Genomic DNA, 23,598 nt, shown 5'->3' with positions numbered 1-23,598 from the left:
TTCCTTTCAGGCTGCGGTAATCAGCCAGCAGTTGTGGATCTGACGATTACGGGCAAAGTCCTGAGAAAGCGTTTTTTGCGTAATTTCTTGTGCTTTCAGTCCCAGCGCCGCCAGGCCGTCCAGATCCATACGGAATCCGCGTTTGTTGTTGGAGAACATGATCGTGCCGCCTTTGCGCAGCAGACGTTTCAGATCTTTCATTAACACCAGGTGATCGCGCTGCACATCAAACGACTCGTCCATCCGTTTTGAGTTGGAGAACGTCGGCGGATCGATAAAAATCAGATCGAACTGTTCATTCGCCTCACGCAGCCAGCCCAGGCAGTCGGCCTGAATCAGGCGGTGCGCACGGCCGCTCAGCCCGTTCAGACGCAGGTTGCGTTCAGCCCACTCCAGATAGGTACGCGACATGTCCACCGTAGTGGTGCTACGTGCGCCGCCCAGCCCCGCATGTACGCTGGCGCTGCCGGTATAGGAGAACAGGTTAAGGAAATCTTTGCCTTTGCTCATCTGACCCAGCATCCGGCGCGCAATACGGTGATCGAGGAACAGACCGGTATCAAGATAGTCGGTCAGGTTAACCCATAAACGCGCGTTATATTCGCTGACTTCAATGAACTCACCTTTCTCGTTCATCTTTTGATACTGGCTTTTGCCTTTCTGGCGCTCACGGGTTTTTAACACCAGTTTATTCGGCGCAATCTCCAGTACCAACAGCGTGGCGGCGATGATGTCGAACAGACGCTGACGCGCTTTCTGCGCATCAACCGTTTTCGGCGGCGCATATTCCTGAATCACCACCCACTCGCCGTAGCGATCGACCGCCACATTGTATTCCGGCAGATCGGCATCATACAGGCGATAGCATTCGATCCCTTCCTGGCGCGCCCATTTCTCCAGCTTCTTAATATTTTTGCGCAGGCGGTTGGCGTAATCTTCCGCCACCGTCGCAGGCTTGCTGTCTGGCGTTTTTTCCGCCAGATGATAGTTTTTCTGCACGCAGTCCAGCGGGCCGTTTTTGGCTTTGAATTGCTTATCCGCGCGCAGTTGCAGGCAGTTCAGCAGATCCGGCGAGGCGCTGAACAGCGACAGGCTCCAGCCGCCGAACTGATTTTTCATGGTGCGCCCCAGCAGGCTGTGCAGCGCAATCAGCGCCGGTTCGCTGTCCAGACGCTCACCATACGGCGGGTTGCTGATTACCGTACCGTACGGCCCTTTCGGCAGCGGGTTGCTCAGTTGGGCGACATCTCTTACCTCGAAGGTAATCAACTCACCAATGCCTGCGCGACGGGCGTTGCTGCGCGCACGTTCAATCACGCGGGCATCGCTGTCAGAACCATAAAAATGCGAGCTATATTCCGCAAGCCCTTTACGGGCGCGGGTTTGCGCTTCTGCTTTGACTTCCTGCCAGATAGCCTCATCATGCTGCGCCCAGCCGCTAAAGCCCCAGTGACCACGATGCAGACCCGGCGCGCGATCGGTCGCCCACATTGCGGCCTCGATCAGCAGCGTACCGGAACCACACATCGGGTCGAGCAGCGGCGTTCCCGGCTGCCAGCCGGAACGCATCACGATGGCCGCCGCCAGCGTCTCTTTAATGGGCGCCAGACCGGTACGATCGCGATAGCCGCGCAGGTGCAGGCCATCGCCGCTCAGATCGAGGGCAATGCTGGCAGTGTCTTTGTTCAGCCAGACGTTAACGCGAATATCTGGAGATTCACGATCGACATTAGGACGCGGCAGGTTTTTACGCGTGAACGCATCAACAATCGCATCCTTTACTTTCATTGCACCATACTGGCTGTTGCGAATGGTGTCGTTCAGCCCACTAAAATGCACGGCAAAGGTGGCGTCTGGATTAAAAATCTCTGTCCAGTTGATTGCCTGCACGCCGAGGTACAGGTCTAAATCGCTGTAGACCTTGCACTCTCCCATCGGCAGCATAATGCGCGAGGCCAGGCGGCTCCACATTAAACTCTGGTACACAAGCCGCGTGTCGCCCTGAAAATGGACACCACCCTGAACCACCTGGCAATCCGCAGCGCCCAGGTTTTCAAGTTCAGTTTTTAACAGCTCTTCCAGCCCGCGGGCCGTACTGGCAAACAGAGAATTCATATTGTCACTTTTACTCTAAGAAAATTGCTGCGCATTATACACAAAATCTTTCGCGTTGCCTCGCAGCGACAAGCGTGAAGGATGGGGCTTATATAGCTAATCTGGCGCTCATGTCATAAGATTGAAAGCTTATTTTCGTTCGAGGGCTGTACAGTGGTGACGTTAACCCGGCTTTTTATTCATCCGGTCAAATCGATGCGCGGCATCGGCCTGACGCATGCGCTGGCAGACATCAGTGGCCTGGCTTTCGATCGTATCTTTATGGTTACTGAACCTGATGGCACCTTTATTACCGCCCGCCAGTTTCCGCAAATGGTGCGCTTTACGCCTTCTCCGCTACACGACGGATTACATCTTAGCGCCCCGGATGGCAGCAGCGTGGTGGTGCGCTTTGCTGATTTCGCCGCGCAGGATGCGCCAACCGAAGTCTGGGGAAACCATTTTACTGCCCGTATCGCCCCGGATGCGATAAATCAGTGGTTAAGCGGATTCTTTTCCCGTGACGTGCAATTACGCTGGGTCGGCCCCCGACTTACGCGCAGAGTAAAACGCCGCGACGACGTGCCGTTGTCATTTGCCGATGGTTATCCCTTTCTGCTGGCCAACGAGGCCTCACTGCGCGACTTACAGCAGCGTTGCCCGGCTGGCGTGAAAATAGAACAGTTTCGTCCCAATCTGGTCGTTTCCGGCGCGGCGCCCTGGGAAGAAGACACCTGGAAGGTCATTCGTATCGGCGACGTCATCTTTGATGTCGCAAAACCGTGCAGCCGTTGTATTTTCACCACCGTCAGCCCTGAGAAAGGGCAAAAGCACCCAACGGGTGAGCCGCTGGCAACCTTGCAAACCTTTCGCACGGCGCAGGACAACGGCGATGTTGATTTCGGGCAGAACCTGATTGCGCGTAACAGCGGCGTCATTCGCGTAGGCGATGAGGTTGACATTCTCGCAACCGCCCCCGCCAAACCTTATGGCGCCGCAAATTCTGATGATGCGGTGGCGCCGGAAAAACAGCCTGATACAACAGTCACTATCGACTGGCAGGGGCAAACCTTTCGTGGGAATAACCAACAGGTGCTGCTTGAACAACTGGAGAATCAGGGTATCCGCATCCCTTATTCATGTCGGGCCGGGATCTGCGGCAGTTGCCGGATAACGCTGCTGGAAGGCGAAGTGAGTCCGCTGAAAAAATCAGCGATTAACGATGATGGAACGATTCTTAGCTGTAGCTGCGTGCCAAAAACCGCGCTCAGGCTGGGAAATTAAACCGCTTGTTCAAGGCTGAAGCTGGCGAGTCGCTGTTGCGGCTTCAGTCTGTCGTTCATGATCTTAATCGCATCGCCGAGCTGCATAGTGCGTCCAGCCACGACGACACCGGGCTGGGCCAGCAGGCACAGCGCCGCGTTTTCACCCGGCTCAACCACCAGTAAATTCACCTGTTCTTCGGTGTCGCTAAGCCACACGCAGGCGGCATCACCCACCGTTGGCGTCCAGATCTCGCCGTGCGCGACAAAATGCCAGCTTTTTGGCATCTGTGGTTTCAGATAACGGATCGCCACCAGCGCATTGAGCACCAGTTCCGCTTTTTGTTCTTTCGATAATTCGAGGTCGCGACATTTTTCTTCAAAAGAGAAATAGAGCGCGGCGTCATCGACACAAAAACCAGACGGCGAAAATGCATCCGGCGTGAGCATTTTGCGAGCAAAGCGCGAGCGAAATAACATGCCATTGGCTAAATCGAGCATCATTCGGTCATGCTCTTCATCATAATACCAGCGCCAGTTATCGTCAGGTTTAATTCGCATTGTACTCTCTCCCGTTTCCATCACCCTGTTGCAAAAATGTCCTTTTTCACCGCTTCGTTTATTACCTTAATAAGCAAAGCCTAAAATGTTTAAATAAGCAACAATGAAGGAATATAAAACAACCAGGGCCGGAAATAAAGCCCTGGTTGTCTGATAATGAGAGAAAAGAATCAAATATGGGTAACGATTTCTTTAATCAGCTGCGGGCCTTTAAAAATAAAGCCGGAATAAATTTGTACCAGCGTAGCGCCAGCAGCCATCTTCTCACGCGCCGCGATGACAGAATCTATCCCGCCGACGCCAATAATCGGTAACTGTCCTTTCAATTCCTGGGACAGTCGGCGAATAATTTCTGTACTTTTTAACTGTAATGGTCGACCGCTTAAACCACCCGCTTCATCGCAATTTTTCATTCCCTGAACCAGAGAACGATCGAGCGTCGTATTTGTCGCAATCACACCATCAATATTATGGCGAACTAAACTGTCGGCCACCTGGATCAATTCGTCCTCAGAAAGATCCGGGGCGATCTTTACCGCGATCGGAACATATTTATGGTGGATCGTCTGGAGATCATTTTGCTTATTTTTAATTGCCGTCAGCAAATCATCCAGCGCCTCGCCATATTGTAGCGTACGTAACCCAGGGGTATTTGGCGAAGAGATATTAATGGCGATATAACCGGCATATGCATAGATTTTTTCCATACAAATCAGATAGTCATCTTTGCCATTCTCTACCGGCGTATCTTTATTTTTGCCGATATTAATTCCGAGGATACCGTCGAAATGCGCTTTTTTGACATTCTCTACCAGGTTATCAACGCCCAAATTATTAAAGCCCATCCGGTTGATCAACCCTTCGGCATCAACCAGGCGGAAAAGGCGCGGCTTATCGTTACCAGGCTGAGGGCGCGGCGTCACGGTTCCGATCTCAATCGATCCGAATCCCATTGCGCCCAGAGCGTCGATGCACTCTCCGTCCTTATCCAGACCCGCAGCAAGGCCGAGCGGATTCTTAAATGTCAGCCCCATGCAGCTTACTGGCTTCGCGGGGACTTTCTGTCGGACAAGCGCTTCCAGCGGCGTGCCTGTTACACGGCGTAATTGCTGAAACGTAAATTCATGAGCGCGCTCTGGATCGAGCTGAAAAAGGGCTTTACGAACGAAGGGGTAGTACATGAACTCTCCTGGATTCCCGGTGTGCAGACCGGGGGCGTATTATGTGCGATATCCAGCAAAAAGGGAATTGACTTGCGGCAATAAATAGCAATCGTTTTCCTTGTTGTCCTCTTTTTATTCAATTTCCAACTTTTCTATCCCGCATAAATCATTTCGGTAAACAAAATCTCTCTGTCAGACTGCACAAATTGTTATCAATGTTAATGAAAATCGAATAATTAGTTATAAGGGGAGATTGAGATTATGCGCGTCATCACTCTGGCGGGAAGCCCACGCTTTCCCTCTCGTTCCAGTGCGTTACTGGAATATTCCCGGGAAAAACTGAACAGTCTGGACGTCGAAGTCAGCCACTGGAATTTGCATAACTTTGACCCCGAAGACTTGCTATATGCGCGTTTCGACAGCCCGGCGTTAAAAACATTTATTGAACAATTACAGGATGCAGACGGGCTGATCGTCGCAACGCCGGTTTATAAAGCCGCCTATTCCGGGGCGTTAAAAACGTTGCTCGACCTGCTTCCTGAACGAGCGCTGGAAGGCAAAGCCGTATTACCGCTGGCAACCGGCGGTACTGTCGCCCATTTACTGGCCGTTGACTACGCGCTCAAGCCGGTGCTGAGCGCGCTGAAAGCACAAGAGATCCTGCACGGCGTGTTTGCCGACGATTCCCAGGTGATTGATTACCAGCATAAACCGCAGTTCACCCCTAACTTACAACATCGCCTTGACAGTGCGCTTGAAACATTCTGGCAAGCGTTGCACCGCCGCGATGTGCCGGTTCCCGTCATTCATTCACCACGAGGCGTTGCCCATGTTTAAATTTTTCAGACATCGTCCTCAATGGCTGGCGCTGGCCGGATTGCTCTCGCTTTCGGCCTGGTCACACGCGGCAGAGTCAGCGCCTGACGCACTGCGCATCGGCTATCAGAAAGGCAGCATCAGTATGGTGCTGGCGAAAAGCCACCAACTGCTGGAGAAGCGTTACCCGCAAACCAAAATCTCCTGGGTTGAGTTCCCGGCGGGCCCGCAAATGCTGGAGGCATTGAATGTCGGCAGTATCGATCTCGGCAGTACCGGCGATATTCCCCCTATTTTTGCGCAGGCTGCCGGGGCGGACCTGGTTTATGTTGGCGTTGAGCCTCCCAAACCAAAAGCCGAGGTCATTCTCGTCCCTGAAAACAGTCCGATTAAAACCGTCGCGGATCTGAAAGGACACAAAGTCGCCTTCCAGAAAGGTTCCAGTTCGCACAATCTGCTGTTGCGCGCACTGCAACAGGCCGGACTTAAATTTACCGATATCCAGGCCACATACCTGACGCCAGCAGACGCCCGCGCCGCATTCCAGCAGGGGAATGTCGATGCGTGGGCAATCTGGGACCCTTACTATTCCGCTGCGCTGTTGCAGGGTGGCGTTCGCGTCCTGAAAGACGGGACCGACCTGAAACAAACCGGTTCGTTCTATCTGGCGGCGCGCCCTTATGCCGAAAAGAACGGCAGCTTCATTCAGGGCGTTCTGGACACCTTCAGTCAGGCCGATGCGTTAACGATAAGCCAGCGTGAACAAAGTATCACCCTGCTGGCAAAAACGATGGGATTGCCTGAACCGGTGATTGCCACCTATCTGGATCATCGCCCGCCAACCACCATTACGCCGGTGAGCGCCTCTGTCGCTACCTTGCAGCAGCAAACCGCCGATCTGTTTTACGACAACCGTCTGGTGCCGAAAAAAATCGATATTCGCCAGCGTATCTGGCAGCCCACTCAACAAGAAGGAGCAAAATTATGAGCCTGAATATGTTCTGGTTTTTACCTACCCACGGTGATGGGCATTATCTGGGAACCGAAGCAGGCTCGCGCCCGGTCGATCACGGTTACCTGCAACAAATCGCGCAAACGGCGGACCGCCTGGGCTTTACAGGCGTATTGATCCCAACCGGGCGTTCCTGCGAAGACGCCTGGCTGGTTGCCGCCTCAATGATTCCGGTCACACAGCGACTGAAATTCCTGGTCGCCCTGCGCCCAAGCGTCACGTCGCCAACGGTTGCCGCCCGTCAGGCCGCAACGCTGGACAGACTCTCCAATGGCCGCGCGCTGTTTAATCTGGTTACCGGTAGCGATCCGCAGGAGCTGGCCGGTGACGGCGTCTTCCTTGACCACACCGAACGCTATGAAGCCTCATCCGAGTTTACGCAGGTATGGCGACGCCTGCTGCAAGGCGAGACGGTGGACTTCAACGGTAAACATATTCATGTTCGTGGCGCAAAACTGTTCTTCCCTGCCATTCAGCAACCGTATCCACCGCTCTATTTTGGCGGTTCATCGGATGTCGCGCAGGATCTCGCCGCTGAGCAGGTCGATCTCTATCTCACCTGGGGCGAACCGCCTGCGCAGGTAAAAGAGAAAATTGAACAGGTACGCGCCAAAGCGGCGGCTCGCGGGCGTAAAATCCGTTTCGGCATCCGCCTGCACGTCATTGTGCGTGAAACCAATGAAGAGGCCTGGCGTGCGGCCGATCGCCTGATTGCTCACCTGGATGACGATACGATCGCCAAAGCGCAAGTCGCATTCGCCAGAACGGATTCTGTCGGTCAGCACCGGATGGCCGCGCTGCATAACGGTAAGCGTGATCAACTGGAGATCAGCCCTAACTTGTGGGCTGGCGTCGGGCTGGTGCGCGGCGGCGCGGGAACCGCGTTGGTGGGTGATGGCCCGACCGTCGCCGCACGTATAAATGAGTACGCGGCGCTGGGTATCGACAGTTTTGTGCTCTCCGGTTATCCGCATCTGGAAGAAGCCTACAACGTGGGCGAACTGCTGTTCCCGCATCTGGACGTCGCCATCCCGGAAATTCCGCAGCCGCAGCCTCTGCATCAGCAAGGCGAAGCTGTTGCCAATGAATTTATCCCCCGTAAAGCCGCGCAGAGTTAAGGAGTACGCCAATGGCAACGCCCACAAACAAATGGTTATTGCGCGTTGCCCCCTGGTTTTTACCGGTGGGCATCGTGGCGGTCTGGCAAATAGCCTCTTCGATGGGCTGGTTGTCAACCCGCATACTACCCTCTCCTGAAGGGGTGATCGCGGCATTCTGGACACTCTCCGCCAGCGGCGAACTCTGGCAGCATCTGGCCATTAGTTCGTGGCGCGCTTTCATCGGCTTTTCAATTGGCGGTTCTATCGGTCTGACGCTGGGGCTGATCAGCGGTTTGTCGCGGTGGGGAGAACGTCTGCTGGATACTTCAGTACAAATGCTGCGTAACGTGCCGCACCTGGCGCTGATCCCGCTGGTGATTTTATGGTTCGGGATTGATGAAAGCGCGAAGATTTTTCTCGTGGCGCTGGGAACGCTGTTTCCGATTTATATCAATACCTGGCATGGGATTCGTAATATCGATCGGGGTCTGGTGGAGATGGCTCGCAGCTATGGCTTATCCGGCTTCCCGCTGTTTGTGCATGTGATCCTCCCCGGCGCCCTGCCCTCTATTATGGTTGGCGTCCGTTTTGCGCTCGGGTTGATGTGGCTGACGCTGATTGTGGCGGAAACCATTTCGGCGAATGCCGGGATCGGCTATCTGGCGATGAACGCCAGGGAATTCCTGCAAACGGACATCGTCGTGGTCGCGATTATTTTGTATGCCCTGCTCGGTAAACTCGCCGACGTCAGCGCACAGCTGTTAGAGCGCGTCTGGCTGCGCTGGAATCCTGCTTATTACACGAAAGAGGCAACCGTATGAATACCGCTCGTCTTAATCAGGGAACGCCGCTACTGCTCAACGCGGTAACCAAACAATATGCTGACAACACGGTGCTGAACCAGTTGGATCTGCATATTCCCGCCGGGCAATTTGTGGCGGTGGTTGGACGCAGCGGTGGCGGGAAAAGTACGCTGCTGCGTCTGCTGGCCGGTCTGGAATCCCCTACGGCTGGCGAATTGCTTGCCGGAACAACGCCGCTGGCCGAGATCCAGGACGACACGCGTATGATGTTCCAGGATGCGCGCCTGCTGCCGTGGAAGTCGGTGATCGATAATGTTGGATTGGGTCTGAAAGGCGGCTGGCGGGATGCGGCGCGTCAGGCGCTGGCGGCGGTCGGTCTCGAAAACCGGGCGACGGAGTGGCCTGCGGCGCTGTCCGGCGGGCAGAAACAGCGTGTCGCGCTGGCCCGCGCGCTGATCCACCGGCCGGGATTATTGCTGCTGGATGAACCTCTCGGCGCGCTGGATGCCCTGACCCGGCTGGAAATGCAGGATTTGATCGTCTCGTTATGGCAAGAGCACGGTTTTACAGTGCTGCTGGTCACGCATGACGTCAGCGAGGCCGTGGCGATGGCCGATCGGGTTCTGTTGATCGAGGACGGGAAAATTGGTCTGGACTTGACGGTGGATATCGCGAGGCCGCGCCGTCTGGGGACGGTACGTTTAGCGGAACTGGAAGCAGAAGTGTTGGGTCGGGTGATGCAACGTGGCGAAAATGAGGCTCCGCTACGCAAGCACGGTTAAAAAATGCCGGATGGCGCTGTTGCTTATCCGGCCTACACGTAAATGGTAGGCCGGACGCATCCGGCAATATTATCAGGCTAACGCTTTGGTAATCTTCTCGAACAGATCGCCAGAGAGGTTTTCCAGCCCTTTCAGTTGCTCCAGCGCGGCGCGCATTTTTTCCTGGCGCTTCGCATCGTAACGTTTCAGACGAATCAGCGGTTCAATCAGGCGTGATGCCACCTGTGGGTTACGGCTGTTGAGGTCCGTCAGCATTTCGACCAGGAACTGATAGCCGCTGCCGTCTTCAGCATGAAACGCCGCCGGATTGCTCCCGGCAAATGCGCCAATCAACGAACGAATACGGTTCGGGTTGCTCATACTGAAAGAACGATGCTTCAGGAGGCCACGCACCGTTTCCAGCACGTTATCCGCCGGGCTGGTGGATTGCAGGATAAACCATTTATCCATGACCAGTCCGTCCTGATGCCACTTATCATCATACTCCTGCATCAACGCGTCACGGCACGGCAATTGCGCCGCGACCGCCGCCGACAGCGCCGCCAGCGCATCGGTCATATTATTGGCTTCATGGTACTGCTTGCTCACCAGCGTATCCGCCAGGTGGGTTTCACCAAAGGCCAGGAAGCGCAGGCAGGCATTGCGTAGCGTACGCTTGCCAATGTCGGTGTGTTCAACGCGGTACTCATCAAGATGATTCGCGTTATAGATTGCCAGGAACTCGTCTGCCAGTTCCGCCGCCAGCGTGCGGGTCAACGCTTCGCGGACTTCGGCAATCGCCAGCGGATCGATGATCTCGAACAGTTCCGCGATCTCATTCACCGAAGGCAACGTCAGAATTTCCGCCGCCAGCGCCGGATCGATTTTCTCATCCAGCAGAACCGCCCGGAAGGCATCCGCCACATGTACCGGCAGCGACAGCGGCTGCCCCTGCTGGTGGCGCGCAACGTTCAGCTTAATATACGTCGCCAACAGGCTTTGCGCCGCGTCCCAACGTGAGAAGTCATTGCGCGAATGACGCATCAGGAACGTCAGTTGTTGATCGCTCCATTTGTACTCCAGTTTCACCGGCGCGGAGAATTCGCACAGCAGTGCTGGCACCGGCTGGAAATACACATTGTCAAAGACAAAGGTTTGATCCGCCTGGGTCACGTTCAACACGGAATTGACCGGATGACCGCCCTTCTGCAACGGAATAACGTTGCCTTCGTTGTCGTACAGCTCAATCGCGAACGGAATATGCAGCGCTTGCTTTTCTGCCTGATCCGCCGTCGCAGGCGTACGCTGACTAATGGTCAACGTGTACTGTTCCGTTTCCGGGTTATAGTCGTCCCGTACGCTGACAACCGGCGTGCCGGACTGGCTGTACCAGCGGCGGAAGTGAGACAAATCGACATTCGACGCATCCTCCATTGCCTGCACAAAGTCATCACAGGTAGCGGCGCTGCCGTCATGACGCTCAAAATAAAGCTGCATCCCTTTCTGGAAATTCGTTTCGCCCAGCAGCGTGTGGATCATGCGAATCACTTCCGCGCCCTTCTCGTAGACGGTCAGGGTGTAGAAGTTGTTCATCTCAATGACCTTATCCGGGCGGATAGGATGCGCCATTGGGCTCGCGTCCTCAGCAAATTGCAGACCACGCATGGTGCGCACGTTGCTGATGCGGTTCACCGCGCGGGAGCCGAGATCGGAACTGAATTCCTGGTCGCGGAAAACGGTCAGGCCTTCTTTCAGACTCAACTGGAACCAGTCGCGACAGGTAACGCGGTTACCCGTCCAGTTGTGGAAATATTCGTGACCAATAACGCGCTCAATGTCGAGATAATCTTTGTCGGTCGCCGTATCGGTGCGGGCCAGCACATATTTGGAGTTAAAGACGTTCAAACCTTTATTCTCCATCGCGCCCATATTGAAGAAGTCCACCGCCACGATCATGTAGATGTCGAGGTCATACTCCAGGCCGAAACGCTCTTCATCCCATTTCATGGAATTTTTCAGCGAAGTCATCGCCCACGGCGCACGGTCCAGATTGCCGCGATCAACGTACAGTTCCAGCGCCACCTCCCGGCCAGAACGCGTGATGAAGGTATCGCGCAGTACATCGAAATCGCCCGCCACCAGCGCAAACAGGTAGCAGGGTTTCGGGAACGGGTCCTGCCACTGCACCCAGTGACGGCCATTATCCAGTTCCCCCTGCGCAATACGGTTGCCGTTGGAAAGCAGGAACGGATATCTGGATTTATCGGCAATGATTTTGGTGGTAAACCGCGCCAGCACATCCGGGCGGTCGAGATACCAGGTTATGTGGCGGAAACCTTCCGCTTCACACTGCGTACACAGCGCGTCGCCTGACTGGTACAGGCCTTCCAGCGCCGTGTTCGCCGCCGGGCTGATCTCATTCACAATGCGCAGAGTAAAGCGCTCGGGCAGGCTGCCGATCACCAGCTCGCCCTCTTCTTCTTTGTAGTCGGTCCACGGCGCATCGTTTACATGGAGGGATACCAGTCGCAGATCTTCACCGCTCAGGCGAAGGGGCGCGTCAGATGCGCCATGACGGACAGCCTGACTCAGTGCTGTAACGACGGTTTTCTCAGCATCCAGGTCAAAGGTCAAATCAATGTCAGTAATCTGGTAATCCGGGGCACGGTAGTCGTGACGGTATTTGGCTTGTGGCTGTTGTGTCATAAAAAACCTTTAGCATCTTTTGTAGAGTCCCGACTCCAGTCTATTCCTGTTGTCGAAATCGCGCTATGCAGAATGTTCATCTTTTCAGACACAAACACTCTTTTTGCTACATTTTTATAACATAAAGGCGTCACGTTTAAAATCACGGAGGCCGTTCAGGCGCCCGCCAGCCAAATGAAAACGTCACATCGCCAGTACAATGAGAACCACAGGCTTAAATCTCAAAACTTGATTTATGACCAAGCCTCATTTCAAAGGCATTTCTTAGCGTAGTCGTTACCTTTTCAAAATCGTGTAACTTTTCAGTGTCATTAAAACAGGCCTGTGCGGTGCCATTTGACAGCGTCTTGATGGCCTCGTTTATGTTACTGGACGACAAATTGAAATATACTCCACGCCCTTCCGGGTTCTTAGGATTAAAGTTACCGTGGGCCAGTTGCCAGTACCTGAATAAATACTGCGTTAAACATAATGGCTCTCTGAACCTTTTACTTGATGATTTTTTCAACAACTCCTCTTCGGCCTGCCATATCTCAGTGAATGTACTTTTCAGGAATGGCTGCGGAAGATGCTTACCGTAGAAGCCTTCAAAATAACTTGCACGACGGTTCATAAAATTTTTCAACAGACCTTTTTTATAACGTAAGCTATAGTATTTACGTCTGTTTTCTTTGATTATTGTCTTTTTATTAATATGCGTATTTAAAACACTGACATTAAGAAATTCTGACGACCTCATTATGATCTCGTCTTTATTTTTAGGTGATTGTTTTTTTATGATGAGGAAGTCATTAGGATAGCCATTATCAAAATAAAAATCTTCCCGCAAAGGAGAGGTAATGAACGTATCGTCATTAAATAAAACAAATTTATTACTGAGATCTTTTATCCGATGAAGATTTAGCTCTATCGTATTAGAGTTGAACGTTGGTAAATATTCAGACGGAATAAACTCATCATGAAAGACAATATTTAATTTTTCATGTTCTACATTGATCCATGACGGAATTTGTCCACAGGTAACCAAATGTACTTTTCTTACCCATGGCGCATATTTTTCGACACATCTGAACCAATATTTAAAGATACCCATATCCCTGAACCGCGCAGGGTGGACGGCTCTCTCACCGTGGCTACCTTTTCCTTTGAACTCAGTAAACTTTTCTTGCCAGGCTACATCGGTTGAATCAACCCATAAAACAACAAAATCAATATCACTCATCGTTTTTATCTCAAATAATCATTGCGCTCATAAAATATAACAAGTCCGAAAGGCTATTTTTAACCCCATCAAGGCAAAGGCAAACAAGATGAGCACGGTTAAATTGCCTGACGATGAACCCGCCGGAGCGGTGAGTCGCGCATAAATAATCAGGTAATAAAAGCATCAGCCGGGCACGTTTTCATACCCTTTAAGCCTTTGAGAATAAAGATTCAATATTGATAAGCCCAGGTAATAGAGGGTTTTCCTGGGTTCGAACAGGCTCTGCGATACTTTATCGCGAAAATGATACATGACGGATTCAGATGAAATCAAGGACAGAAGTCATAGAATCGCCCTGTTATCCGGTAATGCAGAATGATTTTTGAAGAAAAAACAAACGATGAGATGATTCTTACGCGTCGATATTTCACGATCTGATCAATTTGATTATTGGGGGCGGGATGAACATTGTCTCCACCAGCCCCTCAGGGCGCGGCATCGGGGGCTAACAGTGATTAAATTCAAAGAGTTAATAGCATACGTTCTACATTTTCATAACACGCGGCACGAAATGCACTCGACCGCAAAGACAGCTTATGTTGTGATCGGGGTTCAATAAATCGCTAAACAAGGTATACTCCAGCGGTTTTCTTAGTTGTTTATTGTACTAAACGCTCCCGTGAGAGGATGCTACTGCGCACCTATGACACAATTCGCTTCTCCTGTTCTGCACTCGTTGCTGGATACAGACGCTTATAAGTTGCATATGCAGCAAGCCGTTTTTCACCACTACTATGATGTGCATGTAGCGGCTGAATTTCGTTGCCGTGGTGACGACCTGCTCGGTATTTACGCCGACGCTATTCGCGAGCAGGTGAATGCAATGCAACACCTGCAACTTCAGGAGGACGAGTTCCAGTGGCTCTCCAGCCTGCCCTTCTTTAAAGCTGATTATCTCAACTGGTTACGTGACTTCCGCTATAACCCGGAACAGGTCTGCGTGACCAACGATAACGGGAAGCTAAACATCCGCTTAACCGGTCCGTGGCGCGAAGTCATCATGTGGGAAGTCCCGCTGTTGGCGGTGATCAGCGAACTGGTGCACCGTTACCGCTCGCCGGAAATGGGTGTGGCGCAGGCGCTTGATGCGCTGGAAAGTAAACTCGTCGATTTCTCTGCATTAACCGCCGATCTCGATATGTCCCGCTTCCATCTGATGGATTTCGGCACCCGTCGCCGTTTCTCTCGCGAAGTGCAGCAGGCCATCGTCAAACGCCTTCAGCAGGAACCGTGGTTTGTCGGCACCAGTAACTACGATCTCGCCCGTCGGCTGTCGCTTACGCCTATGGGCACACAGGCGCATGAATGGTTCCAGGCGCATCAGCAAATCAGCCCGGATCTGGCAACCAGTCAGCGCGCAGCTCTCGCCGCCTGGCTGAATGAATACCCTAACCAGCTCGGTATCGCGCTGACGGACTGCATCACGATGGACGCTTTCTTACGCGACTTCGGCACCGAATTTGCCACGCGTTATCAGGGCTTACGCCACGATTCTGGCGATCCGGTTGAATGGGGTGAAAAAGCCATCGCCCATTACCAGAAGCTGGGCATTGACCCGCTGAGTAAGACGCTGGTCTTCTCAGATAACCTCGATCTGAAGAAAGCAGTCGATCTCTATCGTCACTTCTCTTCACGCGTGCAGTTGAGCTTTGGTATTGGCACCCGTCTGACCTGCGATATCCCGCAGGTGAAGCCGCTCAATATTGTCATCAAGCTGGTGGAATGTAACGGCAAACCGGTCGCCAAATTGTCAGACAGCCCGGGGAAAACAATCTGTCATGACAAAGCTTTTGTGCGTGCATTACGTAAAGCTTTTGACCTTCCTCATATAAAGAAAGCCAGTTAATCATTGTTGGCCGGATAACGCGCTTAGCCGCTATCCGGTCGACAGAAAGCGCGTCTTATCGCGACTTTGCTTCCCTTTTCATGTTTATTTCCGAAATCTTTCGTTCCAGCTGCGAATTCTGCTTGTCTGATTGCAGATGCCAGGTAACATAGGTATCCCCCCAAGCAGGGTGGACAAGTGTTTATTTTTTCCGACTATTAACAGAGAGAATATTATGAGCGTTGTGCCTGTAGCCGACGTACTCCAGGGCCGCGTAGCCGTTGACAGCGAAGTCACCGTGCGCGGATGGGTGCGTACCCGCCGAGATTCAAAAGCTGGCATCTCCTTCCTCGCCGTTTATGACGGTTCCTGCTTTGATCCTGTACAGGCTGTCATTAATAATTCTCTGCCCAATTACAATGAAGACGTATTGCGTCTGACAACCGGCTGCTCAGTTATCGTCACGGGTAAAGTCGTTGCGTCTCCAGGACAAGGGCAAAGTTTTGAAATTCAGGCCACCACGGTTGAAGTAACCGGTTGGGTTGAAGATCCTGATACCTATCCGATGGCGGCAAAACGCCACAGTATCGAATATCTGCGTGAAGTCGCGCACCTGCGTCCGCGCACCAATATGATTGGCGCAGTCGCGCGCGTGCGCCATACGCTGGCGCACGCGCTGCACCGTTTCTTTGACGAGCAGGGTTTCTTCTGGGTTTCGACGCCGCTGATTACCGCCTCCGATACCGAAGGCGCGGGTGAAATGTTCCGTGTATCAACATTGGATCTGGAAAACCTGCCGCGTAACGACCAGGGCAAAGTCGATTTTGATAAAGACTTCTTTGGTAAAGAGTCCTTCCTGACCGTATCCGGCCAGTTGAACGGCGAAACCTATGCGTGTGCCCTGTCCAAAATCTATACCTTTGGCCCTACATTCCGTGCAGAAAACTCCAACACCAGCCGCCACCTGGCTGAGTTCTGGATGCTGGAGCCGGAAGTCGCCTTTGCCAACCTGAATGACGTAGCTGGCCTTGCCGAAGCGATGCTGAAATACGTCTTCAAAGCCGTACTGGATGAACGCGCGGATGATATGAAATTCTTCGCCGAGCGTGTCGATAAAGATGCGATTTCTCGTCTGGAACATTTTATTGATGCAGACTTCGCCCAGGTTGATTACACCGATGCGGTCACAATTCTGGAAAACTGCGGTAGGAAATTCGAAAACCCGGTTTACTGGGGTGTGGATCTCTCCTCTGAGCACGAACGCTATCTGGCAGAAGAGCACTTTAAAGCGCCAGTGGTAGTGAAAAACTACCCGAAAGACATTAAAGCGTTTTATATGCGCCTTAACGAAGACGGTAAAACCGTGGCGGCAATGGATGTTCTGGCGCCGGGCATTGGTGAAATCATTGGTGGTTCCCAGCGTGAAGAGCGTCTGGAGGTACTGGATGCCCGTATGGCGGAAATGGGCCTGAATAAAGAAGATTACTGGTGGTATCGCGATCTGCGCCGCTACGGTACTGTTCCGCATTCAGGTTTCGGTCTCGGCTTCGAACGTCTGATCGCTTATGTCACCGGCGTGCAAAACGTTCGTGATGTGATTCCGTTCCCGCGTACTCCACGTAACGCCAGTTTCTGATTTTAAAAGGCCAGCTTTGCTGGCCTTTTTCTCTCTCAGAATGTCAAGTTTTATGGATAAGAAGTAAACAAATCTAAAAACAAGCCCCTCAGTTCTCCCTTCCTGTTACCTGATATTTCATTGCAACATCTCAGTACAAAAAATAATCCCTCCGATCATTGCGGATTAGTTTTTCCTCACCTGATAGCATAATTTTTAATCAATCGCACGGCATTCCAGACGTCTGAAAAAAGTTATCAATCACACCCGCGTTCAATCACATTTGCAGTAAGTGCTATGTTTAGAAAAATTAAACATAAGGAAATCATATAAATAGAAATAAAAATGGGAAATGGTGGCTGAAATTGGCCCGAAATTTGAAGTCGTTCACAAAGCGCCAAAAATAAAACATTTAGTTACATATTTTTTCTTTTTGAAACTAATTCTTTATCTTTGTAGCACTTTCACGGTAGCGAAACGGTGGTTTGAATGGAAAGATGCTTGTCAGACACATAAAGACACCAAACTCTCATCAATAGTTCCGTAAATTTTTATTGACAGAATTTATTGGCGGCAGTGGCAGGTGTCATATAAAAACCAATGAGGGTAATAAATAATGATGAAGCGTAATATCCTGGCAGTGGTAATCCCTGCCCTGCTGGCAGCTGGCGCCGCAAACGCAGCCGAAGTGTATAACAAAGATGGCAATAAACTGGACCTCTACGGTAAAGCGGTAGGTCTGCACTACTTCTCTAAAGACAACGGCAAAAACAGCTACGGCGGTGATGGCGACCAGACCTATGCACGTCTGGGTTTTAAAGGTGAAACCCAGATCAACGATCAACTGACCGGTTACGGCCAGTGGGAATACCAGTTCAGCGGTAACAGATCCGAAGGTGGTTCTGACTCTCAGAAAGGCAACAAAACCCGTCTGGCATTCGCAGGTCTGAAACTCGGCGATGCGGGTTCTCTGGACTACGGTCGTAACTACGGTATCGTTTACGATGCACTGGGCTACACCGATATGCTGCCAGAATTTGGTGGTGACACTGCATACAGCGATAACTTCTTCGTTGGCCGTGTTGGCGGTGTGGCAACCTACCGTAACTCCAACTTCTTCGGTCTGGTTGACGGCCTGAACTTCGGCGTTCAGTATCTGGGCAAAAACGAGCGCGCAAGCAACTACGTTGTTAACGCAGACGATTCCAGTAACTTCAGCGACGTACAGCGCTCTAACGGCGACGGCTGGGGTGCATCTCTGAGCTATGAATTCGAAGGCTTTGGTATCGTTGGTGCTTACGGTGCCGCTGACCGCACCAACGCTCAGCAAGATTCTCGCCTTGCTGGTCGTGGTAAAACCGCTGAGCAGTGGGCTACTGGTCTGAAATACGACGCCAACAATATCTACCTGGCAGCCAACTACGGTGAAACCCGTAACGCCACGGCTATCGACGGCGGCTTCGCCAACAAAACTCAGGACATCCTGTTAGTTGCTCAGTATCAGTTCGACTTCGGTCTGCGTCCGTCCATCGCTTACACCAAGTCCAAAGCCAAAAACGTTGAAGGCGTGGGTAGCGAAGATCTGGTCAACTACGTAGAAGTTGGCGCGACTTACTACTTCAACAAAAACATGTCCACCTATGTTGACTACATCATCAACCAGATTGATTCTGACAACAAACTGGGCGTAGGCTCTGACGACACGGTTGCTGTAGGTATCGTTTACCAGTTCTAATCAGCAGACCTCTTTGTTAAATGCCTAAAAAACAGGACTTCGGTCCTGTTTTTTTATGTCTGCCAGCAAAATCTGGCGTCTTAAAAAAACACTCAGGCTTTTTGTCACTAACAGTTGGCATTTTGTAAATCTGCCGTTAACCTGATTACGGATTTCCCTTCTGTAACCACAATGGAACCTCGTCATGTTTGAGAACATTACCGCCGCCCCTGCCGACCCTATTCTGGGCTTGGCCGATCTGTTTCGTGTCGATGACCGTCCCGGAAAAATTAACCTTGGTATCGGTGTCTATAAAGATGAGACAGGCAAAACGCCGGTGTTAACCAGCGTTAAAAAAGCCGAGCAGTATTTACTGGAAAATGAAACCACCAAAAACTATCTCGGTATTGATGGTATTCCAGAATTCGGCCGTTGCACGCAGGAATTACTGTTTGGCAAAGGTAGCGCGCTGATCAATGACAAACGCGCTCGCACCGCGCAAACGCCAGGCGGTACTGGCGCGCTCCGTGTTGCCGCGGACTTCCTGGCAAAAAATACGGCGGTAAAACGCGTGTGGGTAAGTAATCCAAGCTGGCCAAACCATAAGGGCGTGTTTAATTCCGCCGGTCTGGAAGTGTGCGAATACGCTTATTACGATGCAGAAAACCACGCGCTTGATTTCGATGCCTTGCTGGCAAGCCTCAATAACGCGCAGGCTGGTGACGTCGTTCTGTTCCATGGCTGCTGCCATAACCCAACCGGTATCGATCCGACGCTGGAACAGTGGCAAACGCTGGCTCAGCTTTCTGTCGAAAAAGGCTGGCTGCCGCTGTTTGACTTCGCCTATCAGGGTTTTGCTCGCGGTCTGGAAGAGGATGCGGAAGGTCTGCGTGCGTTCGCAGCGCTGCATAAAGAGCTGATCGTCGCCAGTTCCTACTCTAAAAACTTTGGCCTGTATAACGAGCGTGTCGGTGCCTGTACGCTGGTTGCCGCAGATGCGGAAACCGTTGATCGCGCATTCAGCCAGATGAAATCCGCCATTCGCGCCAACTACTCTAACCCTCCGGCACACGGCGCATCCGTTGTAGCGACTATCCTGAGCAACGATGCCCTGCGTGCTATCTGGGAACAGGAACTGACCGATATGCGCCAGCGTATTCAGCGCATGCGTCTGTTGTTCGTCAATACGTTGCAGGAAAAAGGCGCAGATCGCGATTTCAGCTTTATCACCAAACAGAATGGCATGTTCTCATTCAGCGGCCTGACGAAAGAGCAGGTACTGCGTCTGCGTGAAGAGTTTGGCGTATATGCGGTGGCTTCTGGTCGCGTCAACGTGGCTGGAATGACGCCGGATAACATGGCTCCGCTGTGCGAAGCCATTGTCGCCGTACTGTAAGTATCATAGCGCCAGGTAGTGCCTGGCGCTTACCCGGCCTACAGTGGTTTCCCATTGCAGACCGGACAGAATTTACCAGACCGGCATTTCATCTTGCAGGAACGGGTTATGCAGCCGCTCATGGCCAAGCGTCGACATCGGCCCATGACCCGAAATAAACGTCACATCATCGCCCAACGGCAATAATTTACGCTTGATCGAATCAATCAGCTGAGCGTGATCGCCACGCGGGAAATCGCTGCGCCCAACGCCGCCTTTGAAGATCACGTCACCGGAAATCAGTAGCCGTGAAGACTCATCAAAGAAGACGATATGGCCCGGCGTATGCCCAGGACAATGCAACACCTGTAAAGTCACATTCCCTACGCTAATACGATCTCCCTCATTCAGCCAACGGTCAGGCGTCAGCGGCTGACACTCTTCCAGACCAAACATGCGACTTTGCGCCGGTAAACCCTGTAGCCAGAACTCATCTTCTTTTTCCGGGCCGATCACTGGCACGCCATAATGCTTCGCCAGTTCCGCCGCCGCGCCAACATGATCGAGATGACCGTGCGTAAGCAGGATCTGCATCAACGTCACGCCGCTGGCGTCCACTTCCTGTTTGATGGTCTGTGCGTCGCCGCCGGGATCGACCAGCGCGGCCAGACGGGTTTGCTCACACCAGATCAATGAACAGTTCTGGGAGAATGCGGTGACCGGAATAATACGATAGTTCATACTGCTCCTGTTTCGTTAAGTCTGCGGATCACCAGTGCCGTGCCGGCCCGGTGTCAATATGCACAAAGTTACTGCGTGGGTAGTATCCTACACCACCTGCGCGCATAGATAACGCAGCTTTGCGAATATTACTTAACGAAACGCCTTCAATATGGAAATCCATCGCCTGCCCTTTCGTGTGGTAGCTTTTTTTCGCCACTCCACGACTGTGCGCACGCAGTTCGTTATTGGTATCCAGTGAGCGGTAACCCGAGATGAGCTGTACGGGTTTACGGGTGCCTAAAAGGCCTTGCAGGCGGAAGAGCTGGTCGAACAATCCTGGGTCGATGGCTTTCACTTTATTCGCGCGAAAATCACGGAAAAAATGGTTTAGTTTTGCTAATTCATCCTGAATATAGGCTCTTCCGTCGAAAAACTCCGCTTTAATTGACTCTCCGGTATGGAGGTTGTTCAGTGTCAAAATACGCGGACGTGGGGTGGAGAGTGTGGCAAATGCTGGCGTAGGCAAGATGGCGGCGCCGAGAGCAACGCCACCAAACGCCAGCAACTTGCGGCGATTAGCGTCAAATTTGTCCATGATAATCAGGTCTACAGGTAAATGTTTTCGTTAATATGCACTTCTGGCGCACGAGGGGCACCTTAACTGGCAAAAAAGCCGACGTCAAGGTGGCCCATCCCCAGCAACGGCGGGGCTTGCAGCGAATCAGCCCTGCCGATGACCAATATTACGACAACAGATTTATCAGAACTTCTTCATTTACCTGATTAATTGTTCTGCTTTTGACACAATTTGTGCGCTGGATCGCGCAGTCAGATCATAATTGTAAATATCTGTACGATACTGAGTGCGTCCGTCTGCTCCCACAAACGCCGTCAGGTAATACAGATTCACCGGAATATTCTGGCGGATGTTGACGTACCGGGTATCACCTTGCTTCAGCGCATCCGAAATCCGCGTATCGTTCCAGCCAGCATCCTGAAGCAGCATATTTGCCAGCTCAGAGGCCTTATTCACACGCACGCAGCCGGAACTGAGCGCTCGCGTATCTTTCTGGAACAGATTGTGATTCGGCGTATCGTGCAGATAAATCGCGTCTGAACTTGGCATATTAAATTTGTAACGCCCCAGCGAGTTGTGCGCGCCCGGCGCCTGCTGGAAGCGGAACGGCAGGTTCGATGGCGTAATGGTCGACCAGTCCACCTGCCACGGGTTAATCGTCTCTTTGCTGTTCCAGCCGCGCATAACGGTATAACCGTGGCGTTCCAGATACCCCGGATCATTCCAGACTTTGGGCAGAATATCTTTTCGGGCCAGCGTTGGCGGCACATTCCAGGGCGGATTCACCACCACGTTATTAAGCGCGCTGCTCATCATTGGCGTTTTCCGATCGGGGCGGCCAACAATCACCCGGGAAGCCAACACCTGGTTGCCGTTCTGGTAATAAACCAGCGAATAGGCCGGAATATTGACCATAATGCCCGTTGATAATTCTCCTGGCAGTAAACGCAAACGCTGAATATTCAGCGCCAGCACCCCCGCACGTTGCGCAGGCGTCACATTCAGCCATTCGCGCGTCGCCGGGCCGACAGCGCCATCCGCCCCCAGCCCTTGCCAGGTCTGAAAACGTTTCACCGCATCAACAAGCTCACGATCATAAGCCGCACGGACTGCCGGAGCGGGTTGGCTGCGCTGAGTGGATTGCCGGGCGACAGGTTTCACGGCGGCAGGCTCCACTGCGACGGCGGAAGGGCTGACAACCACATCGGCCGACACGTCATCCCCCGGGAGCGCTATCTTAGGCCCGCCTTCCAGCATACCGGTGCGCTGTAAAATCTCACGCAGCGCAGGCACATCATTGCTCCACTGACCAGGACGCAACGTCGCGGTACTGGTCAACTGCGGCCAGGGGCGAGCGTCGCTAACCAGCTTTTTCAGTGAATCATGCAGCGCGGCGTATTGCGGATGCTGTGGCGCAAGGCTGGCGACAAACGTCGTCAGTTGACCGTTGTCCAGCGCAACCTGCCACTGGTTGATCACCGAAAGCGGCGGTGTTGCCAGCGCATAAGGTTTGTCGCTGTACAGCCAGCGCGTCCCTTTTACGGGAATATTGGCGATGAAATGGAGATAGCCCATCATGGCGTCGGATAAAACAGCATCTCGCGCCAGACCGGTGACTGACGGGTCGGTCAGCAGCGCGACCCAGGTGGTGAATTGCGGCTGGAACCCGGCGATGGCCACTTCCGCCAGCTGCTGCTGAAACGCTTTCACCGCATCGCGATTTTCCCACATTGGTTGCATATCGCGGGCGGCATACAGCAGTTCCAGTTGATTCAGATAAACCGGCGTATAACCAGAAGGAAGTTGCGATTGTAATTCAGCCCGGGCTTTCTCCGCAGAGATCCCCTCCGGCAGCGGCTGAATCCCCGCCATTACCGCTGTCGCAGGCGATTGCGCTTGCGGCTGTGACAACGCGGTAGGCTGTTCGCTGACGGTCGCAGAGCTGTCGCCAGGAATCATTTCAGGCTCATCGGCCTGCACACTGAACAGTGGAGCAAATGTTACGGCCAGGCATAAACTGATTGCCGACAGCCGACGACTACAAATTTTGTTAAGCAACATCCCTTGCCCCCTGTTTCTTTATCATACTTTGAATAGCCAGGTTGCCCGCTCACATTGGGTAAAAACCTGAAAACGCCAATACCTTCTGAAGTATGACGAGCAAGCCTGCTTACTCGTCAGGCTTACCTTCAGTATATAAACATCAAAAAGGTTTTGCCTAACCTAA

18 protein-coding genes are annotated in these 23,598 nt (G+C 52.5%); 10 read left to right on the top strand and 8 right to left on the bottom strand.

Features of this window, described 5'->3' with window-relative positions; translation table 11 throughout:
• Positions 1–6: 6 nt before the first annotated feature.
• Positions 7–2,115: a bifunctional 23S rRNA (guanine(2069)-N(7))-methyltransferase RlmK/23S rRNA (guanine(2445)-N(2))-methyltransferase RlmL gene (gene rlmKL, locus OGV82_RS17515; RefSeq protein WP_047457726.1), complete on the bottom strand. Its 2,109-nt coding sequence runs from the start codon at positions 2,113–2,115 to the stop codon at positions 7–9.
• Between the two features lie 153 nt (positions 2,116–2,268).
• Here rlmKL and OGV82_RS17510 point away from each other — a divergent pair, with 153 nt between their 5' ends.
• Positions 2,269–3,378, top strand: coding sequence for a YcbX family protein (locus OGV82_RS17510; protein ID WP_047457729.1), 1,110 nt, complete (start codon positions 2,269–2,271; stop codon positions 3,376–3,378).
• On the opposite strand, the gene zapC is transcribed toward OGV82_RS17510, so the two are convergent.
• Both zapC and pyrD read right to left on the bottom strand, forming a co-directional pair.
• Positions 3,375–3,917, bottom strand: a complete 543-nt coding sequence (gene zapC / locus OGV82_RS17505) for a cell division protein ZapC (protein WP_024130474.1) — start codon at positions 3,915–3,917, stop codon at positions 3,375–3,377. The genes OGV82_RS17510 and zapC overlap by 4 nt on opposite strands.
• A gap of 170 nt (positions 3,918–4,087) precedes the next feature.
• Entirely contained in the window at positions 4,088–5,098 is a 1,011-nt protein-coding gene (gene pyrD / locus OGV82_RS17500) for a quinone-dependent dihydroorotate dehydrogenase (protein WP_047457733.1), read from the bottom strand.
• A 243-nt stretch (positions 5,099–5,341) separates the two neighbouring features.
• Here pyrD and ssuE point away from each other — a divergent pair, with 243 nt between their 5' ends.
• Genes ssuE through ssuB form a run of 5 tightly spaced genes read left to right on the top strand, consistent with a single transcriptional unit; the run spans position 5,342 to position 9,593 of the window.
• Positions 5,342–5,917, top strand: a complete 576-nt coding sequence (gene ssuE, locus OGV82_RS17495) for an NADPH-dependent FMN reductase (RefSeq protein ID WP_012132980.1) — start codon at positions 5,342–5,344, stop codon at positions 5,915–5,917.
• Positions 5,910–6,884: a sulfonate ABC transporter substrate-binding protein gene (locus OGV82_RS17490; protein WP_012132981.1), complete on the top strand. Its 975-nt coding sequence runs from the start codon at positions 5,910–5,912 to the stop codon at positions 6,882–6,884. The genes ssuE and OGV82_RS17490 overlap by 8 nt, the downstream gene beginning before the upstream one ends.
• Positions 6,881–8,026 carry an FMNH2-dependent alkanesulfonate monooxygenase gene (ssuD, locus tag OGV82_RS17485; RefSeq protein WP_101744356.1) on the top strand — a complete coding sequence of 382 codons (1,146 nt, stop codon included), beginning with the start codon at positions 6,881–6,883 and terminating at the stop codon, positions 8,024–8,026. The genes OGV82_RS17490 and ssuD overlap by 4 nt, the downstream gene beginning before the upstream one ends.
• 11 nt (positions 8,027–8,037) lie before the next feature.
• A complete protein-coding gene (ssuC, locus tag OGV82_RS17480) occupies positions 8,038–8,829 on the top strand; it encodes an aliphatic sulfonate ABC transporter permease SsuC (protein ID WP_012132983.1) in 792 nt (263 codons plus the stop codon).
• Positions 8,826–9,593, top strand: a complete 768-nt coding sequence (gene ssuB, locus OGV82_RS17475) for an aliphatic sulfonates ABC transporter ATP-binding protein (RefSeq protein ID WP_012132984.1) — start codon at positions 8,826–8,828, stop codon at positions 9,591–9,593. Before ssuC ends, ssuB begins: the two co-directional genes overlap by 4 nt.
• 72 nt (positions 9,594–9,665) lie before the next feature.
• Here the strand turns inward: ssuB and pepN are convergent, their stop codons facing one another.
• Entirely contained in the window at positions 9,666–12,278 is a 2,613-nt protein-coding gene (gene pepN / locus OGV82_RS17470; RefSeq protein WP_047457740.1) for an aminopeptidase N, read from the bottom strand.
• A 214-nt stretch (positions 12,279–12,492) separates the two neighbouring features.
• Complete coding sequence (locus OGV82_RS17465) at positions 12,493–13,500, bottom strand: stealth family protein (protein WP_012132987.1); 1,008 nt, start codon at positions 13,498–13,500, stop codon at positions 12,493–12,495.
• A 685-nt stretch (positions 13,501–14,185) separates the two neighbouring features.
• Between OGV82_RS17465 and pncB the strand changes: the two genes are divergently transcribed.
• From pncB to aspC, 4 genes are all read left to right on the top strand, one after another.
• The gene (pncB, locus tag OGV82_RS17460) at positions 14,186–15,388 is read left to right on the top strand and encodes a nicotinate phosphoribosyltransferase (RefSeq protein WP_047457743.1); all 1,203 of its coding nucleotides are present in this window, start codon (positions 14,186–14,188) and stop codon (positions 15,386–15,388) included.
• A gap of 214 nt (positions 15,389–15,602) precedes the next feature.
• Complete coding sequence (gene asnS / locus OGV82_RS17455) at positions 15,603–17,003, top strand: asparagine--tRNA ligase (protein WP_047457747.1); 1,401 nt, start codon at positions 15,603–15,605, stop codon at positions 17,001–17,003.
• Positions 17,004–17,598: 595 nt separating this feature from the next.
• A complete protein-coding gene (gene ompF, locus OGV82_RS17450; protein ID WP_047457749.1) occupies positions 17,599–18,717 on the top strand; it encodes a porin OmpF in 1,119 nt (372 codons plus the stop codon).
• A 184-nt stretch (positions 18,718–18,901) separates the two neighbouring features.
• Positions 18,902–20,092, top strand: a complete 1,191-nt coding sequence (aspC, locus tag OGV82_RS17445) for an aspartate transaminase (protein ID WP_047457753.1) — start codon at positions 18,902–18,904, stop codon at positions 20,090–20,092.
• Positions 20,093–20,164: 72 nt separating this feature from the next.
• Here aspC and OGV82_RS17440 read toward each other — a convergent pair whose 3' ends face one another.
• From OGV82_RS17440 to ldtD, 3 genes are all read right to left on the bottom strand, one after another.
• Positions 20,165–20,812, bottom strand: a complete 648-nt coding sequence (locus tag OGV82_RS17440; RefSeq protein ID WP_012132997.1) for an MBL fold metallo-hydrolase — start codon at positions 20,810–20,812, stop codon at positions 20,165–20,167.
• Positions 20,813–20,840: 28 nt separating this feature from the next.
• Entirely contained in the window at positions 20,841–21,389 is a 549-nt protein-coding gene (mepK, locus tag OGV82_RS17435; RefSeq protein ID WP_012132998.1) for a peptidoglycan L,D-endopeptidase MepK, read from the bottom strand.
• A gap of 180 nt (positions 21,390–21,569) precedes the next feature.
• Positions 21,570–23,432 carry a L,D-transpeptidase gene (gene ldtD / locus OGV82_RS17430; protein ID WP_286462748.1) on the bottom strand — a complete coding sequence of 621 codons (1,863 nt, stop codon included), beginning with the start codon at positions 23,430–23,432 and terminating at the stop codon, positions 21,570–21,572.
• Positions 23,433–23,598 lie beyond the last annotated feature (166 nt).

This window comes from Citrobacter sp. CK191 (genome assembly GCF_030333435.1).
Classification (GTDB): Bacteria; Pseudomonadota; Gammaproteobacteria; order Enterobacterales; family Enterobacteriaceae; genus Citrobacter_B; species Citrobacter_B koseri.
The sequence above is the reverse complement of the archived record's forward strand: the minus strand, read 5'-3'. Positions and strand labels throughout refer to the sequence as shown.

Bases quoted from the DNA above. Each gene is read 5' to 3' on its own strand.
- ssuD (WP_101744356.1), top strand. From the start codon at position 6,881: ATGAGCCTGAATATGTTCTGGTTTTTACCTACCCACGGTGATGGGCAT.
- ssuB (WP_012132984.1), top strand. From the start codon at position 8,826: ATGAATACCGCTCGTCTTAATCAGGGAACGCCGCTACTGCTCAACGCG.
- pepN (WP_047457740.1), bottom strand. From the start codon at position 12,278: ATGACACAACAGCCACAAGCCAAATACCGTCACGACTACCGTGCCCCG.
- mepK (WP_012132998.1), bottom strand. From the start codon at position 21,389: ATGGACAAATTTGACGCTAATCGCCGCAAGTTGCTGGCGTTTGGTGGC.
- pncB (WP_047457743.1), top strand. From the start codon at position 14,186: ATGACACAATTCGCTTCTCCTGTTCTGCACTCGTTGCTGGATACAGAC.
- asnS (WP_047457747.1), top strand. From the start codon at position 15,603: ATGAGCGTTGTGCCTGTAGCCGACGTACTCCAGGGCCGCGTAGCCGTT.
- ssuE (WP_012132980.1), top strand. From the start codon at position 5,342: ATGCGCGTCATCACTCTGGCGGGAAGCCCACGCTTTCCCTCTCGTTCC.
- aspC (WP_047457753.1), top strand. From the start codon at position 18,902: ATGTTTGAGAACATTACCGCCGCCCCTGCCGACCCTATTCTGGGCTTG.
- rlmKL (WP_047457726.1), bottom strand. From the start codon at position 2,115: ATGAATTCTCTGTTTGCCAGTACGGCCCGCGGGCTGGAAGAGCTGTTA.
- OGV82_RS17490 (WP_012132981.1), top strand. From the start codon at position 5,910: ATGTTTAAATTTTTCAGACATCGTCCTCAATGGCTGGCGCTGGCCGGA.
- pyrD (WP_047457733.1), bottom strand. From the start codon at position 5,098: ATGTACTACCCCTTCGTTCGTAAAGCCCTTTTTCAGCTCGATCCAGAG.
- ldtD (WP_286462748.1), bottom strand. From the start codon at position 23,432: ATGTTGCTTAACAAAATTTGTAGTCGTCGGCTGTCGGCAATCAGTTTA.
- ssuC (WP_012132983.1), top strand. From the start codon at position 8,038: ATGGCAACGCCCACAAACAAATGGTTATTGCGCGTTGCCCCCTGGTTT.
- OGV82_RS17465 (WP_012132987.1), bottom strand. From the start codon at position 13,500: ATGAGTGATATTGATTTTGTTGTTTTATGGGTTGATTCAACCGATGTA.
- OGV82_RS17440 (WP_012132997.1), bottom strand. From the start codon at position 20,812: ATGAACTATCGTATTATTCCGGTCACCGCATTCTCCCAGAACTGTTCA.
- zapC (WP_024130474.1), bottom strand. From the start codon at position 3,917: ATGCGAATTAAACCTGACGATAACTGGCGCTGGTATTATGATGAAGAG.
- ompF (WP_047457749.1), top strand. From the start codon at position 17,599: ATGATGAAGCGTAATATCCTGGCAGTGGTAATCCCTGCCCTGCTGGCA.